The sequence below is a fragment of the Planobacterium oryzisoli genome (assembly GCF_015354315.1).
Taxonomy (GTDB): domain Bacteria; phylum Bacteroidota; class Bacteroidia; order Flavobacteriales; family Weeksellaceae; genus Planobacterium_A; species Planobacterium_A oryzisoli.
The window spans coordinates 123,810-149,115 of record NZ_JADKYY010000002.1; the positions used below are offsets into that span (position 1 = coordinate 123,810).

At 39.5% G+C, this 25,306-nt stretch carries 27 protein-coding genes; 18 read left to right on the forward strand and 9 right to left on the reverse strand.

The genetic code is table 11. The annotated features are described in order from the left end of the window. Nucleotides 1-4: 4 nt before the first annotated feature. The gene (rlmB, locus tag IC612_RS02175; RefSeq protein ID WP_194738537.1) at nucleotides 5-760 is read right to left on the reverse strand and encodes a 23S rRNA (guanosine(2251)-2'-O)-methyltransferase RlmB; all 756 of its coding nucleotides are present in this window, start codon (nucleotides 758-760) and stop codon (nucleotides 5-7) included. Nucleotides 761-763: 3 nt separating this feature from the next. After that, a complete protein-coding gene (locus IC612_RS02180; protein WP_194738538.1) occupies nucleotides 764-1,234 on the reverse strand; it encodes a DinB family protein in 471 nt (156 codons plus the stop codon). A 224-nt stretch (nucleotides 1,235-1,458) separates the two neighbouring features. Between IC612_RS02180 and IC612_RS02185 the strand changes: the two genes are divergently transcribed. The 8 genes from IC612_RS02185 to IC612_RS02220 all read left to right on the forward strand — a co-directional run bounded on the left by IC612_RS02185 (nucleotide 1,459) and on the right by IC612_RS02220 (nucleotide 9,443). Continuing rightward, on the forward strand, nucleotides 1,459-2,463 hold the full coding sequence (locus tag IC612_RS02185; protein WP_194738539.1) for an AAA family ATPase: 1,005 nt from the start codon (nucleotides 1,459-1,461) through the stop codon (nucleotides 2,461-2,463). A 15-nt stretch (nucleotides 2,464-2,478) separates the two neighbouring features. Beyond that, nucleotides 2,479-3,342, forward strand: coding sequence for a DUF58 domain-containing protein (locus IC612_RS02190; RefSeq protein WP_194738540.1), 864 nt, complete (start codon nucleotides 2,479-2,481; stop codon nucleotides 3,340-3,342). 11 nt (nucleotides 3,343-3,353) lie between these two features. Then, nucleotides 3,354-4,262, forward strand: coding sequence for a BatD family protein (locus IC612_RS02195; protein ID WP_228512829.1), 909 nt, complete (start codon nucleotides 3,354-3,356; stop codon nucleotides 4,260-4,262). Next, on the forward strand, nucleotides 4,255-5,250 hold the full coding sequence (locus IC612_RS02200) for a vWA domain-containing protein (RefSeq protein WP_194738541.1): 996 nt from the start codon (nucleotides 4,255-4,257) through the stop codon (nucleotides 5,248-5,250). The genes IC612_RS02195 and IC612_RS02200 overlap by 8 nt, the downstream gene beginning before the upstream one ends. 1 nt (nucleotide 5,251) lies before the next feature. After that, a complete protein-coding gene (locus tag IC612_RS02205) occupies nucleotides 5,252-6,262 on the forward strand; it encodes a VWA domain-containing protein (protein ID WP_228512830.1) in 1,011 nt (336 codons plus the stop codon). A gap of 77 nt (nucleotides 6,263-6,339) precedes the next feature. Next, a complete protein-coding gene (locus tag IC612_RS02210; RefSeq protein ID WP_194738542.1) occupies nucleotides 6,340-7,059 on the forward strand; it encodes a tetratricopeptide repeat protein in 720 nt (239 codons plus the stop codon). Next, nucleotides 7,059-8,792: a BatD family protein gene (locus tag IC612_RS02215; protein WP_194738543.1), complete on the forward strand. Its 1,734-nt coding sequence runs from the start codon at nucleotides 7,059-7,061 to the stop codon at nucleotides 8,790-8,792. The genes IC612_RS02210 and IC612_RS02215 overlap by 1 nt, the downstream gene beginning before the upstream one ends. A gap of 48 nt (nucleotides 8,793-8,840) precedes the next feature. Next, a complete protein-coding gene (locus tag IC612_RS02220; protein WP_194738544.1) occupies nucleotides 8,841-9,443 on the forward strand; it encodes a MarC family protein in 603 nt (200 codons plus the stop codon). A 208-nt stretch (nucleotides 9,444-9,651) separates the two neighbouring features. Here the strand turns inward: IC612_RS02220 and IC612_RS02225 are convergent, their stop codons facing one another. The 6 genes from IC612_RS02225 to IC612_RS02250 all read right to left on the reverse strand — a co-directional run bounded on the left by IC612_RS02225 (nucleotide 9,652) and on the right by IC612_RS02250 (nucleotide 16,293). Next, a complete protein-coding gene (locus tag IC612_RS02225) occupies nucleotides 9,652-10,614 on the reverse strand; it encodes a chorismate-binding protein (RefSeq protein WP_194738545.1) in 963 nt (320 codons plus the stop codon). Continuing rightward, nucleotides 10,614-11,048, reverse strand: coding sequence for a PaaI family thioesterase (locus IC612_RS02230; protein WP_194738546.1), 435 nt, complete (start codon nucleotides 11,046-11,048; stop codon nucleotides 10,614-10,616). Before IC612_RS02230 ends, IC612_RS02225 begins: the two co-directional genes overlap by 1 nt. A 1-nt stretch (nucleotide 11,049) precedes the next feature. Continuing rightward, the gene (locus IC612_RS02235) at nucleotides 11,050-11,622 is read right to left on the reverse strand and encodes a 1-acyl-sn-glycerol-3-phosphate acyltransferase (RefSeq protein ID WP_194738547.1); all 573 of its coding nucleotides are present in this window, start codon (nucleotides 11,620-11,622) and stop codon (nucleotides 11,050-11,052) included. 278 nt (nucleotides 11,623-11,900) lie between these two features. After that, nucleotides 11,901-13,583: a PspC domain-containing protein gene (locus IC612_RS02240; protein WP_194738548.1), complete on the reverse strand. Its 1,683-nt coding sequence runs from the start codon at nucleotides 13,581-13,583 to the stop codon at nucleotides 11,901-11,903. Nucleotides 13,584-13,588: 5 nt separating this feature from the next. Further along, nucleotides 13,589-13,918 (reverse strand): PadR family transcriptional regulator, encoded by a 330-nt coding sequence (locus IC612_RS02245; RefSeq protein ID WP_194738549.1) that lies wholly within the window; start codon nucleotides 13,916-13,918, stop codon nucleotides 13,589-13,591. Between the two features lie 227 nt (nucleotides 13,919-14,145). Further along, nucleotides 14,146-16,293 (reverse strand): endonuclease MutS2, encoded by a 2,148-nt coding sequence (locus IC612_RS02250; RefSeq protein WP_194738550.1) that lies wholly within the window; start codon nucleotides 16,291-16,293, stop codon nucleotides 14,146-14,148. A gap of 119 nt (nucleotides 16,294-16,412) precedes the next feature. On the opposite strand from IC612_RS02250, the gene IC612_RS02255 reads away from it, so the two are divergent. Further along, a complete protein-coding gene (locus tag IC612_RS02255) occupies nucleotides 16,413-17,087 on the forward strand; it encodes a uracil-DNA glycosylase (protein WP_194738551.1) in 675 nt (224 codons plus the stop codon). Here the strand turns inward: IC612_RS02255 and IC612_RS02260 are convergent. Next, nucleotides 17,076-17,564: a DUF456 domain-containing protein gene (locus tag IC612_RS02260; protein WP_194738552.1), complete on the reverse strand. Its 489-nt coding sequence runs from the start codon at nucleotides 17,562-17,564 to the stop codon at nucleotides 17,076-17,078. The genes IC612_RS02255 and IC612_RS02260 overlap by 12 nt on opposite strands. A gap of 70 nt (nucleotides 17,565-17,634) precedes the next feature. Between IC612_RS02260 and IC612_RS02265 the strand changes: the two genes are divergently transcribed. The 9 genes from IC612_RS02265 (at nucleotide 17,635) to gloA2 (ending at nucleotide 25,304) form a co-directional block, all read left to right on the forward strand. After that, nucleotides 17,635-18,888, forward strand: coding sequence for a mechanosensitive ion channel family protein (locus tag IC612_RS02265; protein ID WP_194738553.1), 1,254 nt, complete (start codon nucleotides 17,635-17,637; stop codon nucleotides 18,886-18,888). 21 nt (nucleotides 18,889-18,909) lie between these two features. Next, entirely contained in the window at nucleotides 18,910-19,632 is a 723-nt protein-coding gene (locus IC612_RS02270; RefSeq protein ID WP_194738554.1) for a pyridoxine 5'-phosphate synthase, read from the forward strand. Between the two features lie 11 nt (nucleotides 19,633-19,643). After that, on the forward strand, nucleotides 19,644-20,432 hold the full coding sequence (locus IC612_RS02275) for an alpha/beta fold hydrolase (protein ID WP_194738555.1): 789 nt from the start codon (nucleotides 19,644-19,646) through the stop codon (nucleotides 20,430-20,432). Nucleotides 20,433-20,492: 60 nt separating this feature from the next. Next, nucleotides 20,493-21,509 carry an SDR family oxidoreductase gene (locus IC612_RS02280; protein WP_194738556.1) on the forward strand — a complete coding sequence of 339 codons (1,017 nt, stop codon included), beginning with the start codon at nucleotides 20,493-20,495 and terminating at the stop codon, nucleotides 21,507-21,509. Continuing rightward, on the forward strand, nucleotides 21,506-23,269 hold the full coding sequence (locus IC612_RS02285; protein ID WP_194738557.1) for an AMP-dependent synthetase/ligase: 1,764 nt from the start codon (nucleotides 21,506-21,508) through the stop codon (nucleotides 23,267-23,269). The genes IC612_RS02280 and IC612_RS02285 overlap by 4 nt, the downstream gene beginning before the upstream one ends. Before the next feature lie 5 nt (nucleotides 23,270-23,274). Beyond that, nucleotides 23,275-24,330 (forward strand): diphosphomevalonate/mevalonate 3,5-bisphosphate decarboxylase family protein, encoded by a 1,056-nt coding sequence (locus IC612_RS02290; protein ID WP_194738558.1) that lies wholly within the window; start codon nucleotides 23,275-23,277, stop codon nucleotides 24,328-24,330. Nucleotides 24,331-24,416: 86 nt separating this feature from the next. Beyond that, entirely contained in the window at nucleotides 24,417-24,566 is a 150-nt protein-coding gene (locus IC612_RS10050) for a hypothetical protein (protein WP_262892247.1), read from the forward strand. Then, the gene (locus IC612_RS02295; protein WP_228512832.1) at nucleotides 24,502-24,921 is read left to right on the forward strand and encodes an LOG family protein; all 420 of its coding nucleotides are present in this window, start codon (nucleotides 24,502-24,504) and stop codon (nucleotides 24,919-24,921) included. Before IC612_RS10050 ends, IC612_RS02295 begins: the two co-directional genes overlap by 65 nt. After that, complete coding sequence (gene gloA2 / locus IC612_RS02300; RefSeq protein WP_228512833.1) at nucleotides 24,894-25,304, forward strand: SMU1112c/YaeR family gloxylase I-like metalloprotein; 411 nt, start codon at nucleotides 24,894-24,896, stop codon at nucleotides 25,302-25,304. The genes IC612_RS02295 and gloA2 overlap by 28 nt, the downstream gene beginning before the upstream one ends. The last annotated feature ends 2 nt before the right edge of the window (nucleotides 25,305-25,306 follow it).

The following is a 25,306-nucleotide window of genomic DNA, read 5'->3' on the forward strand; positions in this document are numbered from 1 at the left end:
CATTTTATTTTTTATTCAGACGCTGACGTAGCGCCTCATACATAATTGCTCCTGCAGCTACGGAAACATTTAAAGATTGAATGTTTCCTTGAATAGGAAGCTTGATTTTCTCATCTGCATGATGCAATACCTCTTTTGAAAGTCCGGTTTCTTCGTTACCCATAACTATACAGCACGGTTCCGTGAAATCACTTTCGTAGATATATCCTTGCGCCTTTTCCGTCGCAGCAAGAACCTTGATGCCACTTTGCTGCAGAAAATCCACTGTGTGCGCCAGATTCGGTTGCTTGCAAATCTTTATATTGTAAATAGCACCTGCGGAGGTTTTGATCGCATCAGAATTGATTGGCGCTGCTCCTTTCTCAGGGACTATGACAGCATCAATCCCTACGCATTCAGCAGTACGGCAAATGGCACCAAAGTTCCTTACATCGGTTAGTCGGTCCAGCATCAGGAGAAAAGGCGTCTTTCCTTGTTCAAAGAGTATCGGGACAATGTCTTCTATCTTATAGAACGGGACATCAGAAATAAACGCAATCACGCCTTGGTGATTTTTACGTGTAATACGGTTAAGCTTCTCAACAGGCACATAATTCGCACGAAGCTTATACTTGCTTAACAAGGTTTTTAGTTCTATATAAAGAGGTCCTTGCAGTCCACTTTGCAAAAAAATTTTATCAATGGTCTTTCCGGCTTGTAGGGCTTCCATTACAGGACGAATACCAAATGCATAATCTGGTGATTGCTTTTCTTCTTTCATTGTTTAATATTTTTCACCAAGGATGGCACGCTTTTGCGCCAAAACGTATCCCATATGTAGACTTTCATGCATATTATTAAATATAATGGCGTCTTGAATACTTCGAAGTTCCATTCCAAAGCTGGTGGTATAAGGAGTATACTCTGGAAAAAAGTCAGCATCGTAGTCCTTGATAAGAATTTTGGAGGTTTCCAACAGTAAGAAACCTAAATCTTCTATTTCAGTGGCCGATACATTTAAATTTGGAAGCGTTCCTTTCTTGTAGGTTTCAATCCAATACTGATCTATACGGAAAGGATTTCCGCTTAAGTAGTAATGTAGCAATTGCTGGGTAGCCACTGTATGAGCGATATTCCAGTAAACGTTATTATTAAAGCCGTCAGGAATAAGGGTTAACTCTTTCGGGTCGGTTGTTACAAGCAGGTTATACAGGTTTTTACGAACTTGTTGAAAAGCTTGAAAATGGTAATTCATCCATTAGTAATTTAAAGAATCAAAAGTACTTTATTTAATTGACTTGGAAAAGTGCTGATTAAGACGCAAAGGAGCGTGCAAAATAGCTTAAACAGTAGTTTTATGTCGAGTTTATGAGAGGAGAACCAAGTACTTTCTTTAACATTTTTTTAACTAACCGTTGGCACCCTTTGTGTTGACTAGTGCGTGGATTTATCGCAAATTTACCATTCAAGAATAAAAGTATGTCAGATTTACAACATTCAGAAGATATAGTTCAGCTAAACAGTCAGATTCAAGAACAAAAGTTGCTTTTTGATTCACTTCGCGAAGAACTCTCTGGGGCAATTATTGGCCAGAAATACATGATTGATCGGTTACTAATCGGTTTGCTTGGAAATGGGCATGTGCTCTTGGAGGGCGTTCCGGGTCTTGCCAAGACACTAGCCATAAAATCCCTGGCGGAGGCGCTGGATGGTGCATTTTCTCGAATACAGTTTACTCCAGACCTTTTGCCTGCTGATGTAATTGGGACACAGATTTACAATATGCATTCCCACGAATTTTCGGTGAAAAGGGGTCCGGTTTTTGCAAATTTTGTTTTGGCTGATGAAATTAACAGGGCCCCTTCCAAGGTGCAGTCTGCCCTGCTGGAAGCCATGCAGGAAAGACAGGTGACAATTGGCGAAGAAACCATGCAATTACCCGATCCTTTCTTAGTTTTGGCCACACAAAACCCAATTGATCAGGAAGGTACATACCAACTGCCCGAAGCGCAAAGTGACCGATTTATGCTAAAGTGTAAAATTGATTACCCTAGTTTTCAAGAGGAGAGGGAAGTGATGCGCATGGTATCTCAAGGGACACAAAGAATGGTACGTAAAGTTGTTTCACTTGATGCAATTCGTCATTCCCGGGAGTTGGTAAAGAAGGTGTATTTAGATGAAAAAATTGAAAAGTATATTCTTGATATGGTGTTTGCAACCCGCACTCCGTCCGTATATAATTTGTCGGAATTAGAAAATTTCATCTCTTTTGGAGCCTCTCCTAGAGCATCAATAAATCTTGCTATAGCAGCAAGAGCAACTGCCTTTTTAAACGGTAGAGGTTTTGTAATTCCAGAGGATGTCAAATCCGTGGCAAAGGATGTACTACGACACCGGATTGGATTAAGTTTTGAAGCCGAAGCTGAAGAAGTTTCTGCTGAAGAGGTTATAGATCGGGTTCTTTCAAAAATTCAAGCACCTTAGATAAACTATAGCACTGTGCAGATAAAAGACATTGTTCGCAAAGTAAAGCAAATCGAAATACGCACACGGCGTCAAACGGAGTCGGCGCTAATGGGGCAATACCACAGTGCTCTTAAAGGTCAAGGTATGACCTTTTCTGAAGTTCGACCTTTGCAACATGGGGACGATGTTCGCAGGATGGATTGGAACAAAACTGCGCGTTTTCAAGAGCCTTTCGTTAAAATTATGGAAGAAGAGCGTGAGCTCACTGTACTACTTGTCTTAGATATATCTGCTTCCATGGACTACGGTACTGGCAGTGAGCTTAAGCGGGAATATATGGCCCAGATATGTGCCAGTATTGGATTTTCTGCTGTAGGTAATAATGATAAGGTGGGTCTAATTCTATACGCCGACCGAATTGTTAAAGTTGTTCCAGCTAGGAAAGGTCGAAAGCATATGCTTTCTTTGATTGCTACTATTCTGCAAGCGGACTATTTGCCAGCAGAAAGTAGTTTAGACACTACATTTCAGTATTTGATGAACGTGTTCAAAAAAAAGAGTTTTGTTTTTGTCCTTTCGGATTTCCAAGACCCCGTAAGTAAAAAATTATTGCCTGTGGTCGCTAAAAAGCATGCATTACTTGCATTAAGGATCTACGACGAAAAAGACCAGCAAATACCTTCCATGGGGTTTGCCCAATTAAAAGACAGTGAAACGGGAAAGACGATATGGGTAAATACGTCCAGTAAACGTTGGAGATATGAATTTGCAGAACGCCAGCGCATGTTGGTGAAAGAAAAAAGAGAGCAATTTGAAAGCGCCTCAGCTGGTTTTTTAAATTTGGCCACCTCCCAAGATTATTCAAAGGAACTATATAATTATTTCTCGAGATTTTAAACTAAGCAATTATGATTATTAGCAGGCGCCGTACTTTTACCGCCCTTTTACTGCTTTTAGGATTTATCCTGCAGGCACAGACTCTCTATTCGGTAATGGAGAAGAAAACTGTGGCTCTGGGGGAGCCCGCTGTATATAAAATTCGCATAGAAAATTTACAAGGAAAACCCGTGGCACTTCCCGGAAAGAATGAGCTCTTACCCTACCATTTTGAAGAGATTAGTGACAGTACAACGACCGACGGTGAAACCTTCGAGCGAGTTATAGAATTTGCCGTTTTTCAAGAAGGAGATTTTGAAATACCTGCTTTTGACGTTGGAATTGGTAGTGAAACATCTAGGACTGTGCCTTACCGTATTTCGGTGATTAATACAGCACAAAAGGGGGACAAGATCCACGATATTAAGCCCAACCAGGAAGTAGCGTTAGATCTTGCCAATTACTGGTCTATGTATAAATGGTATGTTTTAATGGCTTTGGCAGTTATTATTTTGCTAATACTGTATTTTGTTCTTAGAAAGTTTTTTAGACGGAAAATAAAAGAAACAGCCTCACCATCTAACATTACCTTAAGGAAGCTTGAGAAGCTTAGAAAGAAGGGTCTGATTGAAAAATTGAATTATCGTGCTTTTTACATAGAACTAGGCGACATTACCAGAGAGTTTATTAAGCTGCAGTACCATGTAGCTGCCGATGTGCTATTAACAGAAGATCTAATAAATCAGCTTAGGGATAATCAGACTATTTCATTGGAAAATGAAAAAGTAGTGCATGAGATTCTTCATCGCGGTGATCTTGTAAAATTTGCCAAAGCATTTCCTACTGTATTGCAAATGGAAAGTGATTTTAGCGCGGTCAAGACTTTCGTAAAACACTCCATTAAAGATTTGGAATTTGAAAAGTTAAGGAAAGATGTTTGATTTTAATTTTGAGTTCCACAATCCCTACTGGCTACTGTTGTTCCTGGTATTTATACCACTGTTTCTTCTTCGAAGGAGCAACGTAGAAAAAAGTATCGTAGTACCCGCAACCCAAGGTATGACCGAGAGTACTAGTGCTATTTGGATCAAGCGATTTCTACATTTCACTAAGTACATGGTCCTGGCATTTCTGATACTTGCCATGGCAAGGCCTCGTACATTTACTGTTTCACAGAATGAAGACCCGGAAAAAGGTATAGACATACTTTTAGCCGTTGACGTTTCGCTTAGTATGCTTTCAAGAGATTTGGAACCGGACAGGCTGAGTGCTTTACAGCGTATTGCGGTTGATTTTGTAAAGCAAAGAACTGGAGATCGAATAGGTTTGGTAACCTATTCGGGTGAAGCATTGACTAAAGTGCCTGTTACTACTGATCATCAGGTGTTAATAGAGGAAATTCAGTCCATTAATCCTTTAGAACTATCTCCTGGTACTGCCATAGGAGAGGGTTTAGGAGTTGCCGTCAGTCATCTACGAACCAGTACTTCTAAAAGCAAAGTAATTGTGCTGATGACTGACGGAGTGAACACGATAGAAAATGCAATGCCTGCACAGACTGCAGCGGAGCTAGCAGCCTCAATGGGAATTAAAGTATACACCATAGGAATTGGAACCAACGGATTGGCACTCATGCCTACAAACGTCGATCTTTTCGGAGATCTTGTCTTTACAGAGACTGAGGTTCAAATTGATGAGCCCGCACTGCTGGATATCGCGCGCACCACGGGAGGGAAGTATTTCCGAGCAACTTCTAATAGTACATTGCAGCAGGTGTATCAGGAAATAAATCAGCTGGAAAAATCCCAGATAAATTCAAGTAAGATGTATAACTACAAGGAGTTCTACATTTTTCTGCTGTGGGCTGCATTAGCACTTTTGGTACTAGACGCATTTTTTAGGTGGTGGATATATAAATTTATAACGTAGTATGGCAGATTGGCGAATGGCAAATCCGGAGTATCTTTTTCTACTTGTTCTTTTACCAGTACTTGCAGTACTTATTTGGTCTTATTTGAAATGGCGACGCAATGTACAATCTCAATTTTCATCCTCTCGCTTTTTTAACCGTTTTTTCCCTGAAACAAATCACGGTGCACAGTTAGTGCCGTACCTATTTCTAACTGTTTTTTTATTGATTATCGTTGCACTAAGCAATATAGTTGGAGGAAAAGAGCTTGAAAAAAATAGGCAGAGCGTGCAAAGCGTAATGTTTGTTCTTGATATTAGTAATTCAATGAATGCACAAGATGTATCGTCTTCACGTTTGGCGCAAGCACGAAATATTGTAAGTCAAACTTTAGATGCTATGGCCGCGCATAGAGTGGGACTGGTTGTATTTGCTGGTGAAGCTCGTTCGGTTATGCCCTTAACTAGCGATTACGTTGCCGCAGAATCATACGTTCAGGCTATCGAGAGTGAAGTGATTAAAAGACAGGGCACGGATTTTTTAAAAGCAGTTGAAGAAAGCGTCAAAAAATTTAAGAGTGTACCCAAAGGGGCACGTCATATTGTACTTCTTAGTGATGGAGAGGATAACGAAGGTAATGCTAATGAAGCGTTAGCCTTGGCAAAGAAAGAAGGAATTAAAATCACCAGTGTGGGTATAGGTAGTGATGAAGGAGCCCCAGTGCCTGAGTTTCTTTTTGGTCAGTTGATGGGATACAAAGTGGATCGTTCCGGTAGCACAGTGCTCTCTTCCAGAGAAACGCAGGCGCTTCAAAGTATTGCCTCAGGTACTGGTGGTAACTACATAGATGGTAACAATCTTGAATATGCAGCAGAATTGCTCGTTCAAGAAATTCAAAATTCAAAGGGCGGCGCAAGCTTATGGGTGGAAAATCAAAATTCAATAAGATACTATCAGTTCTTCATAGGTGGAGCAATACTAATTTTACTTGTAATTTTTGTGGCTTTTCCAAAAAACCCGCTGAATTATTAACATTGGGCACTATTTAACCAAACTTTAACTGAATGAGGGGACTTTATTAGCAAATTTAGAAATAATTTTGTGCAAACATGATTTATAGACTGTTAACCTTTTTTACATTATTCTTTTCTCTAGGCGTAGCGGCTCAGGATGACTATGCTGTTTCGGTATATGAAGGGAACAAAGCCTTTAAAAAAGGGGATTTTGGGCAGGCTTCGGAGCGTTTCTTATCTGCAGTCACAAAAGATCCGTCTCAGTATGCGGGACATTTTAACCTCGGCAATTCCCTTTATAAACGCGCACTGTACAACGAAGCAGCTGCTGAATATGAAAAAGCTTTGTCCGTAGCGCAAGACGAAACGCAAAGAGCTAATGCACTCTACAACCATGGCAATGCACTAATGGCACTGGAAGACTTTCAAAGTGCGGCGCAACTCTACAAGCAAGTTTTAAAAATCACACCATACGACGAGGAAGCACGGCGCAACTATGAAATTGCTATGCTAAAAGATAAAGAACAACAAGATTCTGAAGGCAAACAAGGTGGAGGTGGGCAGGGTGGTTCTGATCCATCCAAACAAAATGAAAAGAGCGAGGATGGAAAGATGAACAATGGATCGTCTGATTCTCAAAATTCGGGCGAGAGAAATTCTTCCAATCCTTCCAATAACCCAAATCCGGGTGGAATGCCTAAAGAAGAGCAGGAGGCTCTTTTAAATCGAATTGAGGGTCGCGAACAAAGAACCGCACGAAAAATTTTAAACCAAGATACGTACTCAATGCCACAAAGCAATGAGAAAGATTGGTAATGATTTCACGATTTTTTTACTTTTTAGCATTACTTACATCGGTATGGACTAGCGCTCAGGTTACTATCTTAGCGGATACAGATAAGAAAGTCCTGCAGGTAAAAGAACGTTTCGTACTATATGTCATCCAAGAGGTGAACGGTAGTGATCTTATCCAAGAAACTCCATTAAGGACCCCGGATCTATCCAAATTCACAATTGTTGGGCAAGGTTCCGTACGCCAAACATATGGAGACCCTGCAACTAATACAGCCATCAATCAACTTGTCTACGAATTTCTACTAGAGCCTAAAACGACAGGAAAGCTTCGCATTGGATCATTCTTGGTGACAGTAAACGGCAAGATTTACATGACCGACCCCATTGATGTTCTAGTCAAGGAAGGGGATACCAGACGGGAGGTTGATGTTGTTGATGATGATAAGGTATACTTTGATCTGAAAGTGGATCAGCAGGATTTATACCTGTTTCAACCTACCTTAGCAATCGTAAGAGCTTACAGTAAAGATTTTAATAATCTTCGTAAGGTAGGAGCCGTCCATGTTGAATCTTCTGGACAGGTACAGGTACGGCCTGTATCACTACGGAAAGCAGATATAGTACAAGAACGGGAAACTGCCAGTCAGGTCTTGGCGGTGTTAATTATACACCCTAAAACCTCTGGCAAAATACAGATTCCTGCTCCAGGCGTCCAATATACCGATTCAGACCGCAAAACCGAAACAATTAAAGCCAAAACTCCCGTCCTTAAGGTTAAGGAGCTGCCTGCCAATACTCCTAAAGGATTTAATAACGCAGTAGGGAATTTTATTTTGGCTCTCAAAAGTGCTGCTGTGGACGGTATCGTGGAGCAGTCCAAGCCGACCGAGATAATATTATCGTTAAAAGGAGAAGGGGATTTTGCAAATATAGATTTTCCGAAAATTATTGCCAGTGATGCCTACAGTATTTATCCACCTAAAACACAGTTTATTCCATCCAAAGGTTCTAACGGATTAAAAGGGGAGTATATTGCACGGTATCTGATTGTCCCAAAAGTACAAGGGCAATTTCAAGTCCTTATGGAACCATTTAGTTACTTTAATCCTAAAAGTGCAGAATTTACGGTCGTTGAAACTCCGAAAGTGTTATTAACAGCGTTATCACCTGAACAGGTTTCTAGCAACAAAAGTGCTATGGAAAAGGTTAACGAGTACACTAACAATGTTCTAGAGACGGTCAATACTCCAGTTATTGAAACGGCGAAATTCCAGGTAAAAGAGGAAAGTGAAATCAATTGGAATGCACTTTTTCTAAATTATCTTTTAATTGGTGGGTTCCTAATTTTGCTATTGTATCTTTTTACGACCTACAAGCGCCATTCTTCTTTAGATTCAAGGTTTAAAGAGAAGATATTATCTACTACTAAGGGACTTTATGAAATGGACCCTTCCTTACAACAACTAGTGAAGGACTATTTAGCTCAAATGCGCAATCATGCGGTGGCCAACCATTCTACTTCTTACTTCGACACCTTCGCAAATCTAGTGACTGCCCTTAATACGGCCAGTATTGCAGGGGGGTTCGAGGATTTAAAGGAGTATTTAAAGGTAGCTAAAGGTCCACAAATTATGGAGGACTTTAGAAGTATCAAACAGCAAATGGAGATAGAGAAATACGCTCCAGAGCATTCTTCTGAGCACTTGCTAGAGCTTTATTATCAATTAAAAGATTTGCTCAACAAAATTCTGTAGATTTCTTCAATTTTATTCATAATTTTACAGCCTCATTAAGTAAAATTTATGGAAGCATTCGAGCATTTTTCAATTAAGGAAATTGTTACCTGTTTTATGGTGCTTTTTGCAGTTATTGACATTATCGGATCAATTCCAATAATTGTAAGCCTAAAACAAAAATTTGGTCATATTGAATCAGAGAAGGCCTCAATAGTGGCTGGAATTCTAATGATTGTCTTTTTATTTGTTGGGAAAACCATCTTAAACTTCATAGGTGTAGATGTAAATTCATTTGCTATTGCCGGGGCATTCGTGATTTTTATAATTGCGCTGGAAATGATACTTGGAATTCAGATTCAAAGACACACTGAGGCGAAAGCTGCATCAATTGTACCGATTGCATTTCCACTAATCGCAGGAGCAGGGACACTTACAACGACCCTCTCTCTAAAAGCGCAGTACCACGATATAAATATAATTTTTGGAATAATTCTTAATACTATTTTTGTATATATAGTGCTTAAAAGCGCAAATTGGATAGAACGCAAAATTGGGGAAGGTACGTTGAAAGTTGTGGAGAAGGTGTTTGGTATAATACTACTGGCAATCTCTATCAAGTTATTTACGGCAAATTTTGCGGAACTTGTGCAAACTTATATTCACTTTTAAAAAAATCTCATGGCTAAAGTATATCAAATCTTTTTAGTTGTATTCGTAATTTTTATCGGAATCAATGTCTACGCGCTGGATTGGGAAATTGGGATATTACATCAGTACAACACTAAATTCGTGTTCTCTATTGTTGCGGGAATTATAGGTGTAATGTTAGTTTATGTACTAAGTACGTGGTCTAAAATTTCATCAAAGAGAGGATAAATCAAATCCTGACTAAATGCGAAAGTAGGGCCTGTGCTTTTTGCTCTGTTTCTTCCCATTCTTGTAGTGGGTCACTTAGCGGAGTAATTCCACCCCCCACATACAGAACGGCGCCATCTTGATAAATTTTTGCACAACGTAGTGTGACAAAAAAGTAGATCTCGTCCTGCGTTTCCACCCGGGAATACCCGGCATAAAATTCCCGATCTGAATTTTCCAGAGAGTGGATGAGGTCTTGACAGAGGGCTTTAGGGTGCCCACAAACTGCAGGTGTTGGATGTAATTCCTGAATTATAGCATCAAGTTGGTTCTCTTCCAATTTGATTTTAAAATCGGTTCTTAGATGTTTTATTGCACCTGATCGATGTGAGTAGGTAGGAGACTGATTTACTTCAATTGCATAATCTCGCAATATATTTTGAATGTATTCGGTGACCGCACCCTGCTCCTGATATTCTTTTCCGCTCCACTCTTGGTCTAGAGGTAGCGTTCCTGCCAGACTCATGGTGTGAAAGGTGGAATCTTTCTTGTTGTATTTTCCCAGAATTTCTGAAAATGCACCTAACCAATAAGTGTTTTCATAAGTGAAAATGTATACGAATGCTTCAGGATAGGCCCGCTGTAAATTAAAGAAAACATCACCCAACTTAATGGTACTAATGTTTTGCGGTTTTCTTCTTGATAGCACCAATTTCTTTAACCCCCTATCTATAAGTATATTTTTGGTTCGTTCCACGAGAGCAAAATAGTCCGATTTGACTATGTCTTGTACATCTTTAGGAAAATGTGGTAGGACTGCCTCATTGAGTTGCTTACAGGTATCGACAGAATCTGCTTCAATGATAAACCCCTTAAATGCCGCTATCTTCTTCTGGTCAAAAGAAACAAACTGTACTGGCGAACTGGATTGCGTGTGTCCCACAGTATAAAGCGTTGAAAGGTTAGGCAGTTTAAAATAAAGCATTATTTAATTTTGCTGTGGGGAATAATATTATTGGTCATTGTAGTGTGATTTATCAAGTGCCCTCGTTCATCTGTAATCTCTATTTGAGAGACGTGCAATGTATTTCCTTTGCGTATAAAAGTGGCTCGACCTGTAACGATCCCTGAACGTTTGGAGCGTAGATGATTGGAATTAATATTGGTGCCTACTGGCACATATTTAGTGGTATCAACATGCAAGACTGATAAACAAGACCCGAGCGTTTCGGCCAGTGCTACACTTGCCCCACCATGTAGTATGCCAAAAGGCTGATGAACCTCAGGTCCCACAGGCATTGTGGCGGTGAGTGACTCATCGTCTACTTCAGTAAATACTATTCCAAGGGTTTTACCCAATGAATTATTGCTCCAATTATTTAAGTACTCTAAAGTTTCTTTCTTCTTATTTTCTTCCATGCTAAATAATATGAGGATTCCAATTTGCAGCGATTTTGGGAGTGATTTCATGTGCAACAAAGTAATCACTAATCTCTTTTAGAAGCTCTTCATAGGTTATTTGCGTAAGCCTTTCGTACGAGATCTTGTAACCTAAATAAATCGTCTTGGTCTTGAAATCACCAGCAGCAAGAACGATGGGCACTTTAGCACTTAATGCCATGTGGTAGAAGCCCTTGCGCCATTTTGGAACCCAACTCCTTGTGCCTTCTGGAGTAATCACTAGACTGAAGCTATCCTTTTCAAATTGCTTAGTCACAAAATTCACTAAATCGTTTTTTTGCGATCGATCGATACCAATTCCTCCTAAAGCCTTCACAACTGATCCATACCAAGCTTTTGTATGCTGGTCTTTAATTATTACCTTCAGTGGTTTACCTAACTTCCAATAGGCTAAATTACCCAATATGTATTCAGAATTGTGGGTATGAGGAGCTACCACCAAGATACACCGGTTAAGATTATCTGCATCTCCGTGCAAAACCACTTTCCATCCCACTATTTTAAGAAGCAGAGCCCCAATAATTTTCTTCATATAGAGATTTTAAAACAAAAAAGTATAACCATAAGAATGGTTATACTTCACAAATATATTGAAATATTGACGCTCTTAAAATAAACTACTAACGAAATCCATTATTTTGATAACGATCTCAATAACTACCTGTACCATAGTGAATTTAGATTTTGTGTTTTGATTTGACGAAGATAATACAATCTGTATTTAAATAAAAGAAGTTAATGTTAATTTTTAAAAAGGAGCAGGCAAGGAAAACTTGAACAATTAAAACCTCACCCGCTGCCAAATCACAATTACTTAGTTTTAATGGATATTTCTTTTTCGCCGTTGTTAATTTGAATGTTCAAGTTTTTCATTTCATCCAAATCAATATTTAAAGAGTCGAGCATCTTTTCTGCTTGGGCTTTTGGATATTTACGATCATTGATAATGATACTGTCTTTGTCGTTAGAATCGTAAGAGATTGTTTGGCCGTTAATTATTACCTTATCCTTTTCGATTTGTATGCCCGAATTATTAATAGATTCTTCCGACTCATCATCCACATTGATACCCCATTCTTTTAGTTTAATAATTTTCATTGTGCGTGGAACCACAAGTTCATAATCCAATCGATAGTCCCGGAAGCGATCTTTGTAATCGTACCGAAAATAGTTGGGGAAAGAGATAGTATTGCCTGATATTTTTAGCGGAACATCCATGTTTAGCGGATGATTGTATCCGTCAGCTCTTTTCTTAAGTACTATATAGGGTTCCTTAATGTCCTCCCTTTTCACTTCCACATAGATGTGATCTTCCTTGAAGATAGACTTTCCGTCTGAGTACACATCGTCCCAGTATGATTTGAAATTGGCAGGGATTGTAACTTTGTTTATATCTAAAAGTAAGGAATCAGACTCTGTAGTGATTGCGACGTTTTGCGTCTCTTCATTTTCTCCACTATACTGAGACTTATACTTAAGTGCACTAAATCCAGCTGCAGAACTTAAGGCAATCCAGATAAGTGCTAAAGCTCCAATTACATATCCGGTGTTATTAAGTTTGGTTTTTGGAGAAAATAGTTTAATTGCTATATAGCAGAATATCAGGGCAGGTATAAATAAGGTTAGAAAACCTAAAGCAACGACTAAAAAACCTAAGTTGCTGTCCTGGAGGTAAAACCCAAGATTGTCAAAAAAGTTTATATCACCGCTGCCAAAAGCGCTCACTCCAAATACTGCGAAAGAACTTAAGAGAAGAGACCCTCCAATGAAGGCGAAGAAGGCTCCGACGATATAACGGAACACATTCCATATACTGCTTCCTGCGCGATTGATGTAGGGTTTGTTTTCATTGTAAATTTCGCCTACTCGTTGAGTGGATTCGTTTGCAAACTGTACTATTTTAGTAGATTCTTCCTTTAGATTATCGAAGTTTACTGGTTTACCTTTCATCTTTAAAAAATCTGAAGCTGTCTCTGCTTTGGGCAGAACAATCCAAAGGATTATATAAAGAAGTACCACTACAGTAGTTGAAATTGCTGCAGTGAAAAGCCCTAAAATTGCTATTATAAGCCATATCGCACGCATTAAAGTAATATCCATTCCCGTATAGTGTGCAAGTCCCGCACACACCCCGGCAATCTTTTGCCTTTCCGGATCGCGGAATAATTGCCTCTGTCCATTATAGGTTGTGTTTTTTGTTTTATTGGAAGTGGTTTGGGAATAGTACGCTTCTTCTTGTTCTTCGATAACTTCTGGTCTTCCAATTTGGTTTACAACGCGATCTACGTCTTCGGCATTGATTACTTCTCTTTTTCCAAGTGAATCTTTGAATATTTCCACCATGCGAATTTCAATGTCGTGCATAACCTCATCAGCTTCTGAAGCCTCAAGAGAATTTCGAAGTGCTGATAAATAGTCGCTCAGTTTTATGTAGGCATGTTCCTCAATAATGAAGGAAAATCCTGCAAGTCCAATTGATAGTGTTTTGTTCATGGTTTTTATGCTTTTTTAGTGATTTGGTTTACCGATTCTGTAAGTTCATTCCAGGTGAACTCGAGTTCGGATAGGAAACGTTGTCCCTGAGAAGTGATTTGATAATACTTTCTTGGAGGTCCTCCCGTGGATTCTTCCCATCGATAAGAGAGAAATTCTCCATTTTTAAGTCTAGTAAGAAGAGGGTAGAGGGTGCCCTCTACGACGTCTAGTTTTCCTTTTTTGAGTTCTTCAATGAGATCGGAAACATACATTTCTCTATCATTGATCAAACTTAAAATACAGAATTCCAGAATTCCTTTTCGCATTTGCGCTTTGGTGTTTTCGGTGTTCATGGATTAAAAGTGGTTTAAATTTTCATATTAGTGTAAGTGCGTTACAACTGGAAATAAGTTATATCTCTTACTTTACGATACAAAGATATGTAATAAATTTAGTATTATGCAATACAAAGTAGTAAAAAAATGTAAGGCAACAATATAAATCGTTGATAATCAAGATATAAATTTTTACTGCAAAGTTTTATTGTTTATTAGCCTACAAGTATGAAGCACTTAAAAATTTAAATGCGCTCTATTTTATCGCTTCCGATGGTTGTTTTAAAAGTTCCATAATTAATGACAACCTTATTCCTTTCCACTTTCTCAATGGTCCCCACACTGGTCGACCCCTCAATGCGAACCCGCTGCCCTGGTTTAATCCAAAGACTGCGTTCGCTTGCTTTAGCGGTTTCAAGCTGTTTGTTAGTCTGTTGGATTTTTTCTTGGACGTCGGATTTTTTAAGCTGCTGCGTGATCTTACGTTTGACAATCTGAAGTTGTTTGCTTCGGTCCTTATCGATATCCGACTTTTTATATTTCTCTTGTTCAAGCAGCTTTACAAATTCTTTGACGACATCTTTGCGGGATTTTCCCTCAGTATAATCGCGGATAAAAGTTTCTATCTTGTTTCCAAATTGCAATTTTCGATGTTCTTCTTCATAGAGCTTTTGAAAATTGTAAAGTTTTTGTTCCAACTGTTCGTTTAACCGCTGGAGATTATTGCGTTTTTCACTTTGCGAAAGTTTCGTCTCCTCTAGGTTCTGTTTGAGTTTTTCCACTTCAAATTTTTCTTGCTGAAGCTTTACAATGGTTTTGTCGAGATTTACCACATCACGTTCCACCTTCTTTCGTGCAGAGTGTATAATTGGTGCGGGTATTTTATTTTTTTCCGCAACCTCAAAAGTAAACGAACTTCCCGCTTGCCCCACTTCCAACTTGTACAGTGGTTCCAAAGAGTGCTCATCAAAAAGCATAGCTGCATTCTGAGCATGCGGTAGCTGCTCAATAAGTATTTTGATATTACTGTAATGGGTCGTGATGATGGCAAAGGCATTTTTTCGGTAGAAGTACTCTAAGAAGCTTTCGGCAAGTGCTCCACCAAGTTCCGGATCTGAGCCAGTACCAAACTCATCAATTAGCAGCAACGTGTCGGCGTCTGCTTCCCGAATGATACCAGACATTTTTTTTAGCCTTGAAGAGTACGTAGAAAGGTGGTTTTCGATGGACTGGTTATCACCAATATCGGTCATGATTTTTTCAAAGAAAAACATTTCAGATTTGGGATGGACTGGCACGAGGATACCAGATTGTATCATAAGCTGAAGCAATCCAACCGTTTTAAGTGTGATGGACTTCCCTCCTGCATTAGGTCCAGATATACATAAAATCCGATTTTCGGCCGTTAATGTTAAGCTTTGGGGAAATACGGTTTTTTTTTCGTGCAGGTTACTAAGGTACAATAGTGGATGGTATGCGTTTTTTAGTCGTAGTGTTCGATGGTTATTGATTTTAGGCAATACCCCACCTATACTATGGGCAAAGAGTGCTTTAGCACGTATTAAATCCAATTGGAGCAGATAGGACTGGTATAGAATTAGATTCCCGTGGTAAGTAGCCATTTCCGCTGTAAGGTTTCTCAGAATCCGATCCGTTTCTTTCTTTTCTTCTTCCTTACTTTCTCTTAATCTAAAATAGTGCTTCAAAACGCTCTCTGGCTGGATGTATGTAATGGATCCTGTTTTAGAAACACCTAGGATACGTCCCGGGACTCTTTTTTTGAAACCTGACTTTACGGCAAGAACGCGTTGGTCCTCTATGATTGTTTCTCTAATGTCGTCCAATAGATCTCCCTGTGAATATTGGCTTAAAGCTCTTGAGAAATTCTGCTGAATTGCTTTGCTGGCATTACTGATTTCCTGACGGATACTCCTTAAATTGACCGACGCTTCATTTTTTATCTCTCCAAACCTGTTAAACACATCGTCTATGAGCGTTACTATTTCTTTATGAAATTCTACCTGTTCAATCTGGGCTAATAAGCTGGGAAATGCAGGTTCAAACAAAGGGAAGAATTTTTTCAATCTGCCCACTTGCTGTGTTACTGATTTTATTTTGATAAATCCTTCCGCATCTAAACGATAATTCTCGATGGGAAGAACCTGTAGTTCCGCAGATAGATCAGGGAATTCATGGAAAGGGATTATATTATTGCTTTCAATACTTGTCAAATACTCTGTGGTTTTTGTCAAAGAATCGATTGCACCTGCTTTGTCAAGAGGGCGGAGATGAAGAATACGCTCAGCGGTTTGCGGAGAATATGCTAAGGGAGCTATTTGAGCTAAAAGCTCGGGAAACTCCAGTTCTACGATATCGTCATGGGAAATGTGCACAGTACAAAAATACTAAAAATAGGTTAGTTTGATTTGTGTATATATTTGGGAGTTAAAACCTGAAACGCTGTATTTTTCCACATGGCGTATATTTACATATAAAACAGAAATTTTCGGTAATGGGTTGGAACGCATTTTTTGAACAAACTGAAATTAGAACTATCTTGAATACTATCGAGATGGAACTAAAGGAGGAGTATACTAGTTACGAATGTTACCCGAGAACCGATCAAATTTATAGAGCTTTCAATTTGACCGATTATGAGAAACTTAAAGTAATTATCATAGGTCAGGATCCGTACCATGGACCCGGGCAGGCAGATGGACTGGCTTTTTCTGTTTCCGATTCCTGTAAGACACCTCCATCTCTGCAAAATATTCTCAAGGAATTGCATTTAGATTTGGGTGTAACTCGTACTAAAAAATCTTTGGATGATTGGGCACAACAGGGTGTCTTGCTTTTAAATACATCGCTTACCGTACGTAAAGCTCAGCCTAATTCACATCGGTTTTTGGGGTGGCAGCAATTTACGGATGAGGTTATTTCGTATCTCTCTAAAACTAAAGACTTTATGGTGTTTGTACTTTGGGGAAATCATGCCCAGGAAAAATTACCTTTGATTGATAAGATGAAGCATGCGGTAGTTTGTTCCGCGCATCCCTCACCCCTTTCAGCATACCGTGGTTTCTTTGGTAGTGCACCTTTTTCAAAAATAAACCGAATGCTTGAAGAGAAAAGTATCGACCCAATAAACTGGCTGGGCGCAAAGGACAAATTAACCCTATTTGATTAGGTCTAGAAGGACCACTGCAAGCATACTTAGGCCTACCAAAAAATTAAAGCCTGTTCCATAAATAAACCCAATGAATGCTCCTTTCACTGAATTTAGTGCTTTCTTCTGGTCCGTGCGATCGTGAAGCAGTTCTCCAATAAAAACACCTAAAAACATGCCTATCAAGAAACCAAATGGGATGGGAATAAAGAACATTCCAGCAAACGTTCCAATAACCGATCCAATCGACCCCCACCGTGTGCCACCGTATTTGCGGTTTGTTCGGGCAGGAATTAAATAGTTTAGAATTACAGAGAGCAACGTTAAAATGACAAATATCCAAATATATATCGTTGGTAAGGAATTCTCAGCGCCGTACTTATAAATTAGCAGTCCACACAAGCTAAGTAGCAGCCCTGGAAGAACCGGTAGAAATGTACCTAAGAGTCCTATAAACAATAAAAGCAAGCTAAATAAATAAATTATTCCCTGGTCCATAATATTTAAAGTTGGTTAAAAGTAGCGAAACCGACCTAATTGGCCAATCGTTTTTGCTATTTTTGTAAAAATGGAAAAAGAATTTAAACAAACTCTTAATTTTTTACAGATTATCAGTGACAAAATCCACTACTTTGTTGCAGAGAATATCTATGACCTATGGGTGTTGCAAGCAATAGCCAAGCTTGTGTTTCTAGTGTTAATGATATACGTCATTGACTTTCTTCTAAAATTGCTTATTAATAATGTATTCAAGCTGTTTTCAGATGAAAAGAAATATCCTGTACTTAAGGCTGTCCATGAGTCAAGAATAACACATTCTGCAGCACATCTCTTTGCTTTGCTTTTTGGAAACATGGCGCTTTATTCCATATTCTGGAGACATCCTGAAAGTTATTTGTATTTGGAGCGTTTCATTGATCTTTTGATTGTGGTCGTGGTGGCAAATATGGCATACCGCCTGTTAAAAGCGATAAAATTTTATAATATTTATAAGCAGGATTATTACCGAATAGTTGCCATTAATGCCATTTCCCAGACTTTAAAAACTATTGGTATTTTTATTTTTACTATGATCGCCGTTAGTGTGGTCTTTGGAATAAAGAGTACTACCATCTTAGGAAGCTTAGGAGCAATTACTGCCGTCTTGGTACTTGTCTTCAGAGATACCATCCTAGGATTTATGACAGGAATCCATGTGGCGACCTCTAAAAGTCTAAAAGTAGGAGACTGGATTGGTATCCCTAAGTACGACTTGGAAGGTACCATCATGGAGATTAATATAATTACTACTAAAATTCAAAATTTTGATAAGACGATCTCTACTATTCCTACCTACGATTTACTTTCTACAGAGATCCGAAATCTTCAGGTTATGGCTGAAGGAAACAAACGTAGAATAAAGCGCTCCATCGTTTTTAATATAAAGTCTTTTAAATTCTTGGACAGCACTCTGTTAGAAAGATTAAAGCGTATCAATTTAATTAAAGACTATCTAACAGAGAAAACGGATGAAATAAACCTCTCCAATGCAGACATGGAGAATAACGATCTGTTAATCAATGGTCGACAGCTTACTAATATTGGTGTCTTCCGCAAATATGTTGAAAATTATCTTAGGCATGATCCTGATGTAGACACTGAGGAACTTCTAATGGTTCGTCAATTGGAGAACACAACTCAAGGCATGCCTTTGGAAATATACTGCTTCGCAAACAAAGCGCAAATGACTGACTATGAGCAGATACAAGCCGATATATTTGATCATCTTCTTGTAGCCGCTGAAATGTTTGAGCTCGAAATAATGCAGATTAATAGAATTTAGTAATAGTAAACGAAATAAAGAATGGTACGGTTAAGTGTAAATATAAATAAGATTGCAACTCTTCGAAATGCGCGGGGAGGAGATAGTCCCAGTGTGGTAGAAGCGGCAGAGAAAATCCAAAAGTTTGGGGCACAAGGTATCACCATACATCCACGCCCCGACCAAAGGCATATTACTAGAAAGGATGTGTACGATCTTAAGGAAGTGGTTTATACGGAATTCAATATTGAAGGTAATCCTTCAACAGAATTCATCAGAATGGTTTTGGATGTTAAGCCCGATCAGGTTACCTTAGTACCGGATGCAGATGATGCCATTACTTCCAACGCAGGGTGGGATTGCAGGAACCACCAGTCAAAACTCTCAGATATTGTTGCAACTTTTAAACAAGCAGGCATAAGAACATCTGTATTTCTAGATCCTAATCCCGACATGGTTGAATACGCATACAGAACAGGAACCGATCGCATAGAGTTGTATACTGAAGGTTTTGCAAAATCCTTTGCACGTGATTCTCAAAGTGCTATTGCGCCCTATGTGCAAACTGCTGAATTAGCTTCACAATGTGGACTAGGTATAAATGCCGGTCATGATCTGTCTTTAGATAATATCAAGTATTTTGCAACGCATATTCCGGGTCTGTTGGAAGTGTCAATCGGACATGCCCTTATTTCGGAAGCCCTATATATGGGGCTTGAGAACACTATACAGGCGTATTTAAAGAGACTTGCTACTTGGAGCTAAAAACATAAGGAATGGAGATTTTACACTCAAAAATATTAGGAACCCAGCACAATAGTACACCGCTTCTTGTGTTCCACGGTTTATTTGGAATGCTAGATAACTGGGCCACTTTTGGAAAAATTTTTGCCGATTTTTTTCCTGTCCATCTTATTGATTTGCGAAACCATGGCAAAAGTTTCCATTCCAATTCTATGAGCCATGAAGATTTGGCTCGGGATATAGAGCATTACATGAATTTTCACGGAATTACCAGTGCAAATATCTTAGGGCATTCCTTAGGAGGAAAGGCTGTAATGCAGTTTGCTATTACCTATCCAGTTCGTGTGGAGAAGATGATTGTGGTGGATATTGCACCAAAAGCGTATCCTGCGCACCATCAAGGCATTTTCAAAGCATTGCAAAGTATTGATTTTACGCAGGTGCAGTCTCGAGGAGAAGTTGAGGAAAAATTAATGGAGTTTATTCCGGAAGAAGGCGTGGTGCAATTCCTTACAAAAAGCTTGTTCTGGAACGCTGAAAAGAAACTAGACTGGCGCTTTAACTTGGATGTTTTGCATTCTAAGTATACCGAATTTGTATCTAATGCTATAAAGTATGGCGTATTCAATGGTCCTGTATTATTTGTCGCAGGCAAAAACTCCAACTACATCCTGCCTCAAGATAAATTTCTTCTAAGCCAGCAGTTTCCTCACTACAGAATCGCAACTATTGATAATGCGGGACATTGGGTACATGCTGAAAATCCTAAGGATTTTCATCAAACTGTACAAGATTTTTTATTGGATTCGGTGACTGCATAAAATGGTTCTTTTGACTGCCATATTTCAAAATGTATATTTGCAAACAGAGAATATTTATCAATGGTTTTATTAACTGGTGCTACGGGGCTTCTAGGCAGAGTGATTTTAATGGATCTTCTAGTGAAAGGACACCGTGTTCGTGCACTGGTGCGCAAAAATTCTCCTATAGAGGAGACGCTGCGGAGTTTTACTAGCTATGAGTTAGATGCTTCTCAATATACACACCTATTGGAGTGGTATGAGGTCGATTTCTATGATATTGAGCAACTTCAATCGGCACTAATTGGGATCGAACATGTATGTCACTCTGCAGCAATGGTTAGTTTTGATCCCTCTGAGAGAAAAAATCTTTTCAAGAGTAATGTTGAAGTTACCCAAAACCTGCTTTATGCCTGCGAAGGATTAAACCTAAAGAAGTTCTTGTTTGTGAGTTCTGTAGCGACCTTGGACTCAATAAATGAGGAAGGGTACCGCGATGAGAATAGTGATTTTATTGCCAAGAACGAACATTCGGACTATGCAATATCCAAGCATTTGGCAGAAATGGAAGTACAAAGAGCCTCTGCAGAGGGTTTGCCTGTGGTTATCATTAATCCGTCAGTAATAATTGGAAGCGGAAATTGGATGAAAAGTAGTGGGGCACTTTTTGGAGGCCTATTGCGACTACCTTATGCTCCAAGTGGATTAGCAGGATTTGTGGATGTGAGAGATGTTTCAAATATTGCTGTGGTACTCTTGCTAAGTGAAGTGGAAGGAGAGCGGTATGTGGTAGTTGCAGAAAATAAATCGTATCACTGGATGGCAAACCAACTGCGGTCCCGAATTGCTAAGCCTCCTATTAAAATTCTACCATTATGGAGTAGGGGACCGTTGCATTTGCTGTCCGTATTTCTTAGTTGGGCGGCACCTTCCCTTAGGTTACTTCGAAAAGGAAATTTTGATGCTGTACACAGTCAGGTTAAGTTAAACAATGAGAAAGTGGTGCGGGATTTAAAATATAAATTCATTCCCGTTGAACAAAGTATAGAATTCCATTTTACTAAGTATTTAGAATGGAAAAAAAATTACAATAAATGAACATAGTTAATTTTATTGCTGAGAATGCGCGCAAATTTCCGCTTAAACCAGCAATTGGATTTAAGAAGCAGAATGAATGGAGTGAACTGAACTGGAGGGATTTCCAAGTGATGGTTGCAAAAACGGCAGGAGCCCTTCAATCCGTTGGGGTATGCGAAGGAGATACGGTAGGTATCTATTCAGACAATTCGGCAGAATGGATCGTATTTGACCTTGCCGTATTATCCCTTGGAGCAGTAACGGTGCCAATCTACAGTACCAATACTGAGCAGCAGGCTGAATATATTATAAAGGATTCGGAGCTTAAAATAATTCTTGTGGGTGACCAGCAGCAGTACGATGCAGTCTACCGCATTAGTGAACGTTTAGATGCCTTGCAGCTGATTGTTGCGTCCAAGAAAAAGATTTGGATTAAACCCGAAAAATCGGTGTTCCTAGAGGATTTTATTAAGGATAGTAGTGAGCAAATCACTGTCTGCGAACGGTCGGATGAGGATTTGGCTACGTTAATCTATACCTCTGGTACTACAGGTGTCCCCAAAGGCGTGATGTTAACACACGGTAATTTTCATAAATGCATTGAGGCGCATTTCGAGTTTTTCAAGTTTAAGAATTTCCAGGACCAGACTTCAATGGCATTTCTTCCTCTGTCTCATGTGTTTGAAAGGAGTTGGACACTTTTATCGCTGTATGGCGGTGCAAAAGTTTATTTTCTTGAGAACACCAAACTAATCGCCAGTGCTTTACAGGAAGTTCGTCCCACTATGATGTGTGCGGTGCCACGGTTTTACCAGAAAATTTATGCGGCTGTGAATGAAATGGTAAAAGAAGGTTCCCCACTAAAACGTAAAATTTTTAATTGGTCGTTACAAGTGGGCACACAAGTTTCAAACCTTCGAAGCAATGCGCAAGAGGTTCCTCTTCCTGTTCGTCTAAAATTTGCGATTGCTGATAAGCTGGTGTTTGGAAAGATAAAGATGAAAATGGGTGGTAAATTGTGGTTCATGCCGTGTGGAGGTGCCTCGTTGTCTCCTGAGGTAACTCAGTTCTTTGACGCCATGGGAATTCACATCACAGTGGGATATGGTCTTACCGAAACTACAGCCACACTTACTGCATTTCCTTTTACTGGCTACGAGCATGGAAGTGCGGGAAAGGTTCTGGGTGATACGCAGATCAAAATAGGTGCGAACGATGAGATATTAGCTAAAGGCAGTGGTATTATGAAAGGATACTATAAAAAGCCTCAAGAAACTCAAGAGGTTTTCACTGCCGACGGCTGGTTCAGAACAGGCGATGCCGGAAGATTTGATGAACAAGGTAATTTATTTATTACCGACCGTATTAAGGATTTGATGAAAACCTCCAATGGTAAGTATATAACTCCTCAACCTATTGAAAACTTGCTCTCTAATGATCAGTATATAACTCAGGCGATGGTCGTGGCAGAAGGAAGGCCTTTTGTAAGCGCCTTAATAATCCCCAATTTTGATGCACTTCGTGAACAGATCGCAAAAATGAATATCCATTTTACTTCGTGGGAAGATATACTAAATAGTGAATCGGTCAAGGACTTTTACCATCAAAAATTAGAGCAAATTCAGAAATCCCTTCCTGGATTTGAAAAGGTGAAAAAATTCACACTTATGCCGTTTGAATTTGAAGTGAGCACAGGCGAGATCACGCCCACATTGAAAGTAAAGAGAAATGTAGTCCTTAAGAAGTACGAAGAGTTAATTGAAAGAATGTACGCCCACTAAAAAATATGGAAGAAATTTTTTACAGTAACACAAATTATGATATTACCTCACTAGAGGTAGCTGCCTCATGTCCTAGTAATATTGCTCTAATAAAGTATTGGGGCAAATATCCAAATCAGATCCCTGCAAACCCAAGTATCAGTTATACGTTAAGTGCATGCCGTAGTGATACCACCATAAAATTTGATGCAGGCAAGGAATTTTCAGTAAAAACATTTCTAGGTGGAGAACAGCGGTCAGACTTTTCAAAAAAAATTGAAAATTATTTCAGATCCCTGAGTTTGTATCTTCCGTGGATTGATAAAGGATCCTATCTAATTCATACAGATAATACCTTTCCCCATAGCAGTGGAATAGCTAGTTCAGCGTCAGGATTTGGTGCGCTCTCTAAATGCTTGATGGCAATGGACCAAAGTTTTGGAGAGCAGATATCTGCCGAAGCGTGTCTGCGTAAAGCAAGTTTCCTTGCTCGGCTAGGAAGCGGAAGTGCCTGCCGTAGTCTATACGATGGACTTGTTGTGTGGGGCGAGACGCCCCATGTGAAGGGAAGTTCGGACTTGTATGGAGTAGAGTACGATATAAACAAAGTCCATCCGATCTTTCGAAGCTTTAACGACTGGGTCCTTCTCATTCATGAAGGCGAGAAATCGGTTAGTTCAACTGTAGGACATGGATTAATGAAATCGAATCCCTATGCAAAAACACGATTTGAAGAAGCGCGCAATAACTTTGTTCCACTAACACGTATTCTAAGGGAAGGGGCAATGAAGGATTTCATAGCGCTTGTAGAACATGAAGCATTAACACTTCACGCAATGATGATGGTGAGCGCACCCGCTTTTATTCTAATGAAGACCCAAACCTTAGAAGCCATCAATAGAGTATGGAATTTTAGAGAGCAAACCGGCCTGCCCCTCTTTTTCACTTTAGATGCAGGAGCCAACCTTCATTTGCTGTTTCCTCATGGACCAGAGGAGGCTTCAATCATCGAATTTATAGAAAACGGATTGCTAGAGCTTGCCCAGAACAGGCATGTTGTCAAGGATAAAATGATTTTCTAAATGAGATGAAAGCATATAGTGTATTTTGTGGTTCTAATAGTGGGCAGCAGCCAGAATTAGTGCAGGTATCCAGATATCTAGGTGGGATGCTAGCAGCTCGAGGGATCGCTCTAGTTTACGGTGGAGCGCAAGTAGGTTTAATGGGTGCGCTAGCAGAGGGTGCGAAACAGAATGGGGGGATATACCATAGGAGTCTTACCCCAATTCTTACAGACCAAAGAAATAGCTCATCCTAGTCTGGATGAGCTTCATATTGTAGACAGTATGCATGAACGTAGAGCCTTAATGTATGAGCGTTCGGAGGGAATCATTATGCTACCAGGAGGTTTTGGCACCCTGGAGGAATTTTTTGAGATGCTCACTTGGGCGCAACTTGGTCTTCATCAAAAACCTATTGGTATTTTGAATGCTTTTGGGTATTTCGATGCACTTATTAATATGTTTGATACAATGGAAACAGAAGGGTTTATTACACCAAAGCATAGGAAAATCTTTGTCGTGGAAAAGGAGGCGGACGCTCTCTTACAGGCAATGGATGGTTTTATTTCCCCTCCTGTTAAAAAATGGATTCAGAAAGAAGAGCAGTTATGATTGTTAAGGAAATACACCACGTGGCCATTATTTGTTCTAATTACCAGCGGTCAAAGAAGTTCTATACAGAACTTTTAGGTTTTAAAGTTCTTCACGAAGCATACCGCTCCGATAGGGATTCCTATAAATTGGATCTTGGAATTGGAAAACAGCAAATAGAGCTCTTTTCATTTCCGAATCCACCTGCCAGACCTAGTCGTCCTGAGGCAATGGGACTTCGCCATTTGGCTTTTTCGGTTGATAATATCACTACTGCGAGAGAGTATCTGTTGTCTCATGGTGTAGACTGCGAACCATTGCGGGAAGATCCCTACACGGGACGCAAGTTCTTTTTCTTTCAAGATCCTGATTCTTTACCTTTAGAATTTTATGAATCCACATGAAT